The organism is Telluria sp. ZT3P26 (assembly GCF_059686035.1).
In genome coordinates, this window is sequence record NZ_JCASII010000005.1 from 216516 (window position 1) to 228617 (window position 12102).

Annotated in this window: 8 protein-coding genes; 5 read left to right on the plus strand and 3 right to left on the minus strand. The window is 65.2% G+C overall.

Translation table 11 applies throughout. The features are described 5' to 3' along the window. Positions 1–116 precede the first annotated feature (116 nt). A complete protein-coding gene (locus tag AC56LN_RS17415) occupies positions 117–1157 on the minus strand; it encodes an alpha/beta hydrolase (RefSeq protein WP_499573608.1) in 1041 nt (346 codons plus the stop codon). Between the two features lie 157 nt (positions 1158–1314). On the opposite strand from AC56LN_RS17415, the gene AC56LN_RS17420 reads away from it, so the two are divergent. After that, positions 1315–2322: a serine/threonine protein kinase gene (locus AC56LN_RS17420; protein ID WP_499573610.1), complete on the plus strand. Its 1008-nt coding sequence runs from the start codon at positions 1315–1317 to the stop codon at positions 2320–2322. 99 nt (positions 2323–2421) lie between these two features. Further along, the gene (locus AC56LN_RS17425) at positions 2422–4878 is read left to right on the plus strand and encodes a coiled-coil domain-containing protein (protein WP_499573612.1); all 2457 of its coding nucleotides are present in this window, start codon (positions 2422–2424) and stop codon (positions 4876–4878) included. Positions 4879–5050: 172 nt separating this feature from the next. On the opposite strand, the gene AC56LN_RS17430 is transcribed toward AC56LN_RS17425, so the two are convergent. Further along, complete coding sequence (locus tag AC56LN_RS17430) at positions 5051–5473, minus strand: DUF8785 domain-containing protein (RefSeq protein ID WP_482898018.1); 423 nt, start codon at positions 5471–5473, stop codon at positions 5051–5053. Between the two features lie 134 nt (positions 5474–5607). Continuing rightward, entirely contained in the window at positions 5608–6663 is a 1056-nt protein-coding gene (locus AC56LN_RS17435) for a DUF475 domain-containing protein (RefSeq protein WP_499573614.1), read from the minus strand. A gap of 133 nt (positions 6664–6796) precedes the next feature. Here AC56LN_RS17435 and AC56LN_RS17440 point away from each other — a divergent pair, with 133 nt between their 5' ends. The 3 genes from AC56LN_RS17440 to AC56LN_RS17450 all read left to right on the plus strand — a co-directional run bounded on the left by AC56LN_RS17440 (position 6797) and on the right by AC56LN_RS17450 (position 11856). After that, positions 6797–7219 (plus strand): divergent PAP2 family protein, encoded by a 423-nt coding sequence (locus AC56LN_RS17440; protein WP_499573616.1) that lies wholly within the window; start codon positions 6797–6799, stop codon positions 7217–7219. A 256-nt stretch (positions 7220–7475) separates the two neighbouring features. Beyond that, positions 7476–8621 (plus strand): efflux RND transporter periplasmic adaptor subunit, encoded by a 1146-nt coding sequence (locus tag AC56LN_RS17445; RefSeq protein ID WP_499573618.1) that lies wholly within the window; start codon positions 7476–7478, stop codon positions 8619–8621. Positions 8622–8649: 28 nt separating this feature from the next. Next, complete coding sequence (locus AC56LN_RS17450) at positions 8650–11856, plus strand: efflux RND transporter permease subunit (RefSeq protein WP_499573620.1); 3207 nt, start codon at positions 8650–8652, stop codon at positions 11854–11856. Positions 11857–12102 lie beyond the last annotated feature (246 nt).

Here is a 12102-nt window from a genome sequence, read left to right on the forward strand (position 1 = left end):
GTGGCGCGGGCGCGCCTGTTGCGTCAAAGGCGCCAGTGTAACGCCTGCGCCGTCGCCGGGCACGAAAAACCTGCCGGCGAGGCGCTGCTTGCAACGTTTACTTCAGTGCAGACGGATCAACGCTTGGCGTTGAATGCCTTTGTCAGCTCATCCGCAGCGAACTGCTGGGCTTCCTTGGCCTTTGGCACCACGGCGTCCATGCCGAAGAACTCGTGGGTCACGCCGGTAAAGTGGCGATAGTTGACGGTCACGCCTTCCTTCTTGAGGCGGTCGGCATAGGCCTTACCCTCGGTCATCAACGGATCGATTTCCGCGGTGATCACGGTCGCCGGTGGCAGGCCCTTGAGCGAGGCGGCCTTCATCGGCAGTGCGTGCGGGTTCTTCGGATCGGCGCCGTAGTGCTTGAAGAACCACGTCATCATCGCCTTGTTCAGCGGCTTGGCGTTGGCGTTCTTCTTGTACGACTCGTTGTTCATGTCGTCGTTGACGACAGGGTAGACCAGCAGCTGGTGCACCGGCATCTGGATTTTCTTTTCCATCGCCATCATCGACACCACGGTCGCCAGGTTGCCGCCGGCCGATTCACCGGCCACTGCCACGCGCATCGGGTCGCCATTGATGCTCTTGGCATTGGCCAGCGCCCACTGGTAGGCCGCGAAGGCGTCTTCGGTCTGGGTCGGGAACTTGTGCTCTGGCGCCAGACGGTAGTCGGCCGAGATCACGATCGCCTTGGCCTTCTTGGCCAGGCCGCGCACCGACGCTTCATACACCTTGGTGTCGGCAATCACGAAGCCGCCGCCGTGGAAGTACACGACGACCGGGAACGGACCCGCGCCCTCAGGCGTGAAGATGTGGATCGGGAAGCTGCCGCCCTTGCCCTGGATCGATTGCGTCTTCATCGTCACGCCTGGTTCCGGTGCCGTGCTCTTGCCGGCGTCAGTCAACACCTTCTTGACGGCGTCGGTCGGGGTCGGCTGCTTGCGCGCTTCTTCCGGGGTCAGGGTTTCGATCGGCTTTGGCTTCAGGGCCGCCATCGCGTCCAGCACTTTCTGCATGTTCGGCTCGGCTTTTGCCGGCTGGGCAGCGGTTTGTGCGATGGCAGTACCGGCCAGCAGGCCAGCGGCGAGAGCGATGACGGTCAACGTCAGTTTTTTCATGGTCAGTCCTATTCAGTTATTTGTCCGCAGCACGGTGCGCGGATACATACATGACATGACACCTTGTTACATTGTCACGCTCTGTGCGAAAACGAACACAACAGTAGTGAAATGTTCGCAATCACCACTGGCACGTGCGCCGCCGTACAATGGGGGCATGGATACCTTGAATCTCGACAACGAAACGCCCGACCATCCCTACGCGCGTCTGGATCCTGCAACGGTGCTCGACGCGCTCGACAGCGTCGGCCTGCATGGCGACGGGCGCCTGCTGGCGCTCAACAGCTATGAGAACCGCGTGTACCGTGTCGGCCGCGAAGAGGGCGAACCGGTCGTGGTCAAGTTTTACCGGCCTGAACGCTGGAGCGATGAGGCCATCCTGGAAGAACACGGCTTCGTTGCCGAGCTGGTCGAGAAAGAGATCCCCGTCATCCCCGCCATCGCGATTGACGGGCGCACGCTGCACACGTTCGACGGCTTCCGCTTTTCGGTGTTCGAGAGCCGCGGCGGGCGCGCGCCCGAGCTGGGTGACCCGGCCGTGCTGGAGTGGATTGGCCGCTTCATCGGCCGCATCCACGCCCAGGGCGCCGTCAAGCCATTCCTGCTGCGCCCGGCGCTCGACCCGGTCACCTTCGGCCGCGAGCCATACGACTGGCTGCGCGGCCATGATTTCGTGCCCCCCGAGCTGATGCCGGCCTGGTCGAGCGTGATGGAACAGGCGCTTGAAGGCGTGGCGCGCTGCTACGAGCGGGCCGGTGAGCTGCCGCTCGTGCGCCTGCATGGCGATTGCCACGGCGGCAACGTGCTGTGGACGCCCGACGGGCCGCACTTCGTCGATTTCGACGATAGCCGCATGGGGCCGGCGGTGCAGGACCTGTGGATGCTGCTGTCGGGCGAGCGGCAGGAGATGGTGGGCCAGATGGCCGATGTACTGGCCGGCTACGAGGATTTCTGTGATTTCCATCCGCGCCAGCTGTATCTGGTGGAAGCGCTGCGGACACTGCGCCTGATCCATTACTCGGCGTGGCTGGCGATGCGCTGGACCGATCCGGCATTCCCGGCCGCTTTCCCCTGGTTCAATACGCAGCGGTACTGGCAGGATCGTATCCTCGAACTGCGCGAGCAGGTTGCGCTGATGGACGAGCCGCCGCTGTGGCAACTGTAGGCAAAGCCCCAAGCTGATGCACGATTGCCATCCAGTTCGGCATGGCACGCGAACCGGTTTTGCCGGATAATCCACCAGACTGCCGCCACAGAGACCCGCATGGAACCGAACCCAGTCCCACAAGACGACCACGACTTCACGATCGACCTGTCGCCGGCCGCCGAAGCGTTGGCGCCGACCGACGCGCGGCCGGTGCCGGCTGCCGCGTTCACGCAGCCGGTCGTTCCGGTCTTGCCGGTTTTGCCGGCGATGCCGGCTGCGGTGGAACCTGCCGAATTTGCCGGTCCAGGTCGCAAACCACTTGAAATGCGCGAGATCCAGGAAGCGATCGCGCGCGTCGAAGCCGAAGCCAAGGCGAACATGGCGGCCGAGAGCCGCCACCACGCCGAAGCGCGCGCCCGCTCGCTGGCCGACGAGCGCGCGTCCATCGACGCCGCCGCGGCCGCCGCGGCGCAAGCCAATTCCCAGGCATCCGAAGACGCCATCGCCGCCAACCGCGAACGCCTCGACTCGCTGCGCGCTGCCGCCCAGGCCTCGAGCGAACGCCTGGAGGCGATCCGCCAGGAGACTGCCGAGCTGCGCGCGCGCGTAAAAAGCGATACCGAAGTGCGGGTCGCCACCGAAGCGCGTGCGCGCCTCGAAGAAGAAGCGCGCCGCCGCGCGACGGCCCAGATCGAAGCCGAGGCCGAACTGGCCGCCAAGGCCGCCCGCGCGGCCGATGAACTGGTCGTGCATACCGAGCAGGCGCGCCTGCAGGCGGTCGAACGCATGGCCGCCGTGGAGGCGGCGCGTGAAGAAGTGCAGCACAACGCCAGCGCCGACGCCCGCATCGCCATCCTGGCGCGCGAGCGCGAGCGGGCCGAACGCTCCGCGCGCCAGACCGCCGAGAAACTGGCCGACGCCGAAGCCGAAGCCCTCGAACTGACCCAGCAGCGCGAGCGCGCCGACCAGATCGCGCTCACATCGGCCTTCGCGCGCGCCGCGGCGGAAGCGCGCGCCCTCGAAGAAGCGCGCGCCTACGCCCACATCGAGCAGGAGCGCGAAGCCATTGCGCTGGCCCAGGCCGAATCCGAACGGGTGGCCGGTCAGTCGCTGCGCATGCGCCTGCAGACCGAAAAAGACATCCGCGATGCCGCCGTGCACCGCGAGCGGCAAGAACAGATGGCGGCCTCGAGCGCCGCCGCGCGGCGCGATGCCGAGACGCGCATCCTGGCCGCGACCGAAGCGCGCATCGAAGCCGACCGCAAGCTGCGTCTGGTGGCCGAAGACCGCGCCCGCGCCGAAGAAGAAGCGGGCGAGCAGGTGCAGGCACGCCTGGAAGCCGAAGCGCAGGCTGCGCTCGACGCGCGTGCGCGCACGGCCGCCGACGAAGCGGCCACGGCCGCGGCGCAGCGCGAGGCTGAAGAACACCAGCGCGAGGCCGCACTGGCCGACGAGCGCGCTGGACTGGCGCAGGCGGCTGCCGCCGCGCAGGCGGCATTGAATGATGCCGAGGCTGCAGCGCTGGCGCTCGAAGCATCGCAGGTGCAGTTGCAGCAAGAGGCAGCCCAGCTGGCGACGCAGCGCCGCGAACAGGCCGAACGCCTCGTGCAGGCCGAGCAGGAACGCGCCGCGGCCGAGGCGCAGGCGCTGGCCGCACTGGAACAAAAACTCGCGGCCGAGCATGAACTGACGCTGGCGGCGCAGGCACGCAGCGAGGCCGAAGCGGCGGCTACCGCGGCCCTGCAGGCCAAGGTCGAGGCCGAGCGGCGCACCGAAGACGCGCAGCGCGCTGCCTGGGAAGCGCAGCAGGCGCAGGCCGACGCAGCGATCGAAGAAGCCTCGCAGGCCGAGGCGGCAGCTGCCGCCCAGCAGGCGCATGCGCGCCGCGCGGCCGAGCTGGCCCAGGCCCAGACCGAACGCGCCGAGGTCGAGCAGCAGCAGGTGGCGCTGACCGAGGCGGCCCTTGCCGCCGAACGCGATGCGACCCGGGCCGCACGCGAAGCGTTGTCGCTGGTCGAGCGCAAGCTGGCGGCGCAGCGCGAGCAGGCCGCCGCCGACACCCGCGCCAACGAAGCGCAGGCAGCGCGCCTGGCATCCGAACAGGCTGCGGCGCAGGCCGCCGTGTCGCGCGCCGACGCCGAACAGGCCCAGGCCGAACTGGCGCGTCAGCGCGAGCTGGCCGAGCTGGCAGCGGTGCAGGCGGCGCTGGAAAAACGCGAAGCACAGCGGGCGCTGCTCGAACACGCGCAAGAGCACGCCGAAATGCAGCGCAAGGCAGCGCACGCGACGCAGCAGATGGCCGACGCGCGCAAGCAGCTCGTGAATCTGGAAAGCCGGCGTCAGGATGACGACGCGGTTGAACTGGCGGCAACGCAGCGCGCCATTGGCGAGCGCAAGGTCGAAGCGGGCCAGCGTTCAGTCTCGGCCGACCTGACGCGCGAGGTACTGGGCCGCTTCAAGCAATCGCAGGCGCGGGCCGGCGATACATCGGCCGCGCAGGCGGCAGCCAGGCTGGCCGAAGTGATCGCGACGCAGCGCGAGCTGGACGGGCACCGCAAGGGCGATCCGGACTGATCGGGGAGGGCAAGCATCTGCCCCCAACGCTATCAACACGTCGTTCCCGCGAAGGCGGGAACCCAAGCTCGTCGCGTACCGGCAGTGTTTGACGTTACAGGTACGGCGCACAAAATTGGGTTCCCGCCTGCGCGGGAACGACGGTGGTGTGCCTGGAACGACGGTGGTGTACTTACTGTGCGGCGGCCGGTTGCGCAACTGCTGGTGCCTGGCTTGGTGACAGCGGGTTATCCGGGCCGCCGGCCACTTTCGACACGAAATACTCGGTTTCGCCGAAGCAGGTGGTTGGCACACCCTTGTGCTGGTCATACGTCAGTTGCACGCGCTTGCCCATGCTGGCCAGCAGGGCTGGTACGACGGTCTCGTCACGCACCGTGAACACGAAGCGCTCGGGAATCGCCCCTGGCATGCTCGACAGCAGGATCTCGCCTTCCCACGTCTTGCACAGCCAGCCGCGCTTGGAGAATTTCTGCAGGTAGCCGGCACGTTCGCCTTCGGAGTACGACCAGGTCAGCGTGAACCAGGTATAGCCTGCAGCCAGGACAGCGACGACGGCGATGAGGATGAGCAGAATGGCGGAAGTGCGTTTTGGCATGGTGGTCGGCATGGTTGGGGCTGGTCGATCAGGAAAGTGGTCGGGGTTGTCAAACGTGCAGCGCAAACGCGGTGCGCGCCCATTCTGCCACGCCTTGCCCCAATCGCAAACCGGGATTCCGGCGACTGGCCGGGTCAGCCATGTCCGGGGTCGGCCAGCGCCCCTTGCGCCAGCCGCCGGCGATACCGGATCGACGACCACAGCGACACGAGAATGAACGCCAGCCCCGACAGCCCGGTGAACCATTCCGGGATGTGATAGTGGACGCTGGCGAACATGATCAGCGCCAGGATGCCAATGGCATAGTGCGCGCCGTGTTCCAGGTACACGAATTCCTGCAACGTGCCCTTGTAGACCAGAAACACGGTCATCGAGCGCACGAACATGGCGCCGATGGCCAGTCCCAGCATGATGATGACGACATCGTTGGTGATGGCGAATGCACCGATCACGCCATCGAAGCTGAACGACGCATCGAGCACTTCGAGGTACAGGAAGCCCCCGATGCTGCCTTGCGAGATCATCGCGCCCACGGCCGGATCGTGCTCCTTCGCTTCGAGCAGGTTGCTGAGCCACTTCACCGCTATATAGATCAGCACGCCCGTGACGCCTGCGGTCAGCACCGCCAGCTTGCGCGCCTCCGGCATCAGGCGCATGGCGAGAATCACGCACAGCAAGGTGAGCAGCACGGCCAGGCCTTCGGTGCCGTACTTGCCGACTTTTGCCTCCAGCCAGTCGAACCAGTGCAGTTCTTTTTCTTCATCGAACATAAAGTTCAGGAACACCAGCATCAGGAAGGCGCCGCCAAAGGCTGCCACTTCGGCGTGGTGCGCGGTGAGGTTGCGCGAATACTCGGCCGGATTGTCGAGCGCCATGTGCCAGACGGCCGGCAACCCCAGCCCGGTCGCAGCCGCCACGATCACGAGGGGAAACAGCAGGCGCATCCCGAATACGGCCACCAGGATGCCGACGGTGAGGAACAACTTGCGCCAGAATTCGTTCCAGTGCTTGAGCACCGATGCATTGACCACTGCATTGTCGAAAGAAAGCGACACTTCCAGTACACCAAGGATGGCGGTGATCCACAGAGCCTGCAGCAGCCCGGGCCAGCCCCGGTGCGCATAGCCCCACCAGCCAGCGAGCACCATGAGCAATGCCGTTACGACGAAGGACCACCGGAAATGCCGCATATGCGCCTCTTGTGTGCAGGTACCCGTTGGGACAATATTACCGTGTCCTTGCCAAAATCGACCGTACCGAAAGTCGCCTGCCGAGCCTTGCTTCTGAGATAATTCTGCCCAGCATTTTTCACTCTAAGAAACCATGGAACTCATTTATCTCGTCACACCGGTACTGACCTGGATGGTGGTCGGCCCGATCAAGTTTTTTATTTCCAGCGTGCGCTACCGGCGCTGGGCCTTCGACCTGGTCGGCAATGGCGGCTTTCCCAGCAACCATAGCGCCGTCGTGTCCAGCATGGCCACGCTGATCGCCCTGCGCGAAGGCATGGGCCATCCGGCGTTCGGCGTGGCCGTCACGCTCGCCTTCATCGTCATGATTGACGCCAACAGCCTGCGCCAGCACGTTGGTCGCCATGCTGTCACGCTGAACCGCCTGCACGAGGGCAAAGCGGACCATGTGATCCTGCGCGAGCGCATGGGCCACACGCGCGTCGAGATCGCCGGCGGCATCCTGACCGGCATCGGCATGGGCTTTCTGATCTACACGCTGCTGGGCGGGTTCTAGTGGTGGTACGGGATGCGCGCGTCGCGCATCCCGGCGGACGTCCGGGCGTCCGTCGTTGTCCGTTGGTTGTCCGTTTTTCACTGCATTTCATCCCGGACGGAATGCAGCTCATCGCCAGATTCCGCACTTCATCCATCGAATCCGGCAGTACACAGGTTCGTCAATTGACGCTGCTGGAGACCTCCTGAATACTGCGCGCTGGATGTATCAGACCTTATTTTTATAAAAACACCGAGTCCATTTCCGGAGAACCACCATGCTGCGCAAAACACTCCTCGTTCTAGCCATCGCATCAAGCTTAGTCGCTTGCGGCAAGGATTCCAAAGCCCCCGAGGGCAAGGACAACAAGCCGACCCAGCTGACTGTGGCGCAAGAGGATGTCCTGACGATCCAGAGCGCGTCGGTGTCGTCGGGCCCGGTGATCACCGGCTCGATCGAACCCGAGCGCCGCGCCGACCTGCGCGCCGAAGTCTCGGCCATCGTGCTGCAGGTGCTCAAGGAAAACGGCGAGCCGGTCAAGCGCGGCGACGTGCTGGTGCGCCTCGACGAAACCTCGATCCGCGACACCCTGATGTCGGCCGAAGACATGCAGCGCGCCGCCTCGCTGGCCGTCGACCAGGCCAACCGCCAGCTCGAGCGCCTGAAAACCCTGACCGCGTCGGGCATGACCTCGGCCAAGGCGCTCGACGACGCCGAGATGGCGCGCAACAATGCGATGAGTGAACTGTCGAGCTCGCGCAGCCGCGTGGCCACCGCCCGCCAGCAACTGGCCCGCACCACCGTGCGCGCGCCATTCGACGGCATCGTTTCCGAGCGCAAGGTGTCCAATGGCGACACCGCCACCATCGGCAAGGAACTCGTCAAGGTCATCGATCCGACCAGCATGCGCTTCGAAGGCGCGGTGTCGGCCGACTCGGTCAGCACCGTCAAAATTGGCCAGAAGGTCAATTTCCGCGTGAATGGCTACGCGGACCAGACGTTTGCCGGCGTGGTCAGGCGCATCGACCCTGCCGCCAATCCGGTGACGCGCCAGGTCGAGGTGCTGGTGGGCTTTGTCGACAATGCGCAGCCGCGCGTGGCCGGCCTGTACGCCGAAGGGCGTGTCGACGCTGCCGCGACCGACGCGCTGATGCTGCCCGAGAGCGCGCTGGTGCGCGTGGGCGACGCCAGCCACACCTGGCGCATCAAGGACAAGACGCTGTCGAAGGTCAAGCTGGTGGTCGGCGCGCGCGACGCCCGTACCGGCAATGTCGAGATCAAGCAGGGTCTCGCGGCCGGCGACATCGTGCTGCGTGCGCCGACGTCGAACCTGAAGGACGGCCAGAAGGTCGACATGCCGAACGCCCGTGTGGCCAGCGCGAATGGCGCTGGTGCGGGCGCAGGCGCGGTCCAGGGCAAGTAAGCCCAGGAACACCAAAGGAAAACCCACCATGTTCCTGTCCAATTTTAGTGTCAAGAAACCGGTCGCGACGATCGTCATCATCGTCGCGATGATGGCCATCGGCCTGCTGGCCCTGTCCAAACTGAAGGTCAACCAGAACCCGGATGTCGAGATTCCGATCATCGTCGTCGACATCCCCTATCCGGGCGCATCGCCCGAGACCGCCGAGCGCGAGATCACCAACCGCCTCGAAAAGCAGATGCAGGCGATCCAGGGCGTCAAGGATGTCAATTCCAACTCCTACGAAGGCGGTGCCTCGATCTGGATGGAGTTCGACTTCAACCGCGACCTGATCGAAGCGTCGGACGACGTGCGCAACGCGATTGCCGCCGTGCGCTACAAGCTGCCGATCGAGATGCGCGAGCCGGTGCTGCGCCGGATCGATCCGTCGGCCCAGCCGATCATGTCGCTGGCACTGTCGTCCAGCACCCAGAGCCACGCCGAAATCTCGCGCTACGCCGAAGACGTGCTGGCCGACGAATTCCGCGGCATCGATGGCGTGTCCACTGTGGTCGTCAACGGCGCGCTGCGGCGCGAGCTGTCGGTGCTGCTGCGGGCCGAGAAGCTGAGCGAATTCAATGTCTCGGCGTCCGACGTCACCAACGCGCTGCGTAACGGCAATACCAATGCGCCGGTGGGCAAGCTGCGTAGCGAACTCGACGAAAAGGGAATTCGCCTGGTCGGGCGCATCGAGCGACCCGAAGATTTTTCGCAGATCGTCGTCAAGCGCAATGGCGACCAGATCGTGCGCCTGAACCAGGTGGCCGAGATCCGCGATGGCTTCGCCGACGTGAACACGCTGTCGGTGCGCAGCGGCAGGCCGAATGTGGGTCTGCAGATTTCGCGCTCGCGTGATGCCTCCACCGTATCGCTGGCCAAGCGCGTCCACGAAGTGGTGGCAGCGCAGAGCAAACTGCTGCCGGCCGGTACCAAACTCGAGGTCGTGATTGACGGCGGCAAGGATGCGCAGTCGAGCCTGAACAACGTGATCGAGGCGCTGGTGCTGGGCGCCGTGCTGACCGTGTTCGTCGTCTACGCGTTTCTCAATTCATGGCGCTCGACGCTGATCACCGCGCTGGCGCTGCCGACGTCGGTACTGGCCGCGTTCATCGCGGTCTGGCTGTGCGGCTTCACGCTGAACTTCATGACGCTGCTGGGCCTGTCGCTGGCCATCGGCGTGCTGATCGACGATGCGATCGTGGTGCGCGAGAACATCGTGCGCCATATGGAAATGGGGTCCGACCGTCGCACGGCGGCGCTCGAAGGCACCGCCGAGATCGGCATGGCAGTGGCTGCAACCACGTTCTCCATCATGGCCGTGTTCGTGCCGGTGGCGTTCATGCCGGGCGTGTCGGGCGAATGGTTCCGGCCGTTTGCACTGACCGTGACCTGCTCGGTGATCGTGTCGCTGTTCATCTCGTTCACGCTCGACCCGATGATGTCGGCCTACTGGGGTGACCCACCGGATCACCACAGCCGCCCGAAGACCGGCATCGGCGCCGTGCTCGACCGCTTCAATCACTGGTTCGATCACCAGGCCGATCGTTATGGCCGCGTGATTGCCTGGGCGCTGCATCACCGCCGCGCGATGGCATTCCTGGCAGTGGCCAGCCTGGTCGGTGCGCTGGTCATGCACCATTACTTCGGCGGGTCGAGCTTCCTGCCCAAGCAGGACTCGGGCAACCTGCAGATCGAGGTGCGCACGCCGGCCTCGTCGTCGATCGAGTATGCGCGCCGCAAGCTGGAAGCAGCAGCCGTGCTGGCCCGCACCCTGCCTGAAACGAAGGACACGAACAGCAACGTCAAGACCAGCGGCGGCTCGATCTACGTCGACATCGGCAAGCGCAGCGAGCGCAAGCGCACTGCGTCCGAAGTCGCCATCGAACTGCGCGCCAAGATCGCCACCCTGGTGGGCGCCGAATACACGGTCATCGATGACCTGTCCGGCGGCGGCAAGCCGGTGCAGGTGGAATTTACCGGTCCCGATTCGCGCAAACTCATGGAGCTGACCACCGCCTACATGGAAAAGCTGCGTCAAGTGCCCGGTGCGGTGGACGTCGCGCTGTCCGAGCAGGATCCGAAGAACGAGCTGCAGATCGTGCTCGACCGGGGTCTTGCCAATGCCCTGGGCATTTCGGTGGGCGATGCGGCGCAGTCGCTGCGCGTGGCGTTTGCCGGCATCGAAGTGGGCGACTGGGTCGATCCGACCAGCGAAACCCGCGACGTCGCCGTGCGCCTGCATCCGGACGACCGCGTCAATACCGACAGCATCGAGCGCCTGCCGATCCCGGTCACCGGTACCGGCATGATGGTGCCGCTCGAGCAGATCGCGTCGATCACGATGGGCAAGGGCCCGTCGGCGATCCGTCACAAGAACGGCGAGCGCATGATCACCGTATCGGCCAATGCGCAGGGCCGTTCGGCCGGTGAGGTCACGACCGACGCGATGAAACTGGCGCGCACCTTCGACTTCCCGCCGGGTTACGGCCTGGCGCTGGGCGGCTCGGGTGAAGACCAGCAGGAACTGTTCAAGGAGATGGTCATTGCGCTGTTCTCGGGCATTGCGCTGATGTACCTGATCCTCGTGATGCAGTTCGGCTCGTTCACGGCGCCGATCGGCGTGATGCTGTCGTTGCCGCTGTCGCTGATCGGCGTCGTGCTGGCCCTGATCATGACCGGCAACACGCTCAACCTGATGAGCATGATCGGCATCCTGATGCTGATGGGCCTGGTCGCCAAGAACGCGATCCTGCTGCTCGACGCCGCCAGGGCGCTCGAGCACGAAGGCATGGACCGCGAAGACGCGCTGATGGCGGCCGGGCGCAAGCGCCTGCGGCCGATCCTGATGACCACCTTCGCGCTGATCGCCGGCATGCTGCCGGTGGCGCTGGCCCTGGGTGACTCGGGCGAGTTCTACCAGCCGCTGGCAATCGCGATCATTGGCGGCACGATCACGTCGACGATCCTGACGCTGCTGGTGGTGCCGACCTTCTATGACAGCATCGAGATCGCCCGCGACCGCATGGTGGCCAAGTACGGCCGCCGCGCCGGGCACCGCAACGCGCTGGTGGCGTTCCTGATGACCTTCATCGAAGCCATCCTGGCGCTGACGCTGGTGCGCCTGGTGTACCGGCTGATCATGCGCCTCGTGCGGTTCGCGACAGGGCGCGGGCGCGCCAAGGTGGCGCCGGTCTGAGTCAACAGGGCAGGGCGCCGCAAGCGCCTTGCCGGATTTTCCGGACACGGCCAATATTGACTGGCCGTGTTTTTTATTGGGTAACTCGCAGTCGTTTATCGGGGTTGTAAAATAGCACCTCGGCAACCAGCGGACGACGGGTTATGGTCTAATAGCGGATCTTTTGCCATGCACTTCGCCGTTGGGCAGCATGTGCAATCGTCGTGTGCCTTCACGCGACGCCACGCCGCACTTCCTTTTCCCCCG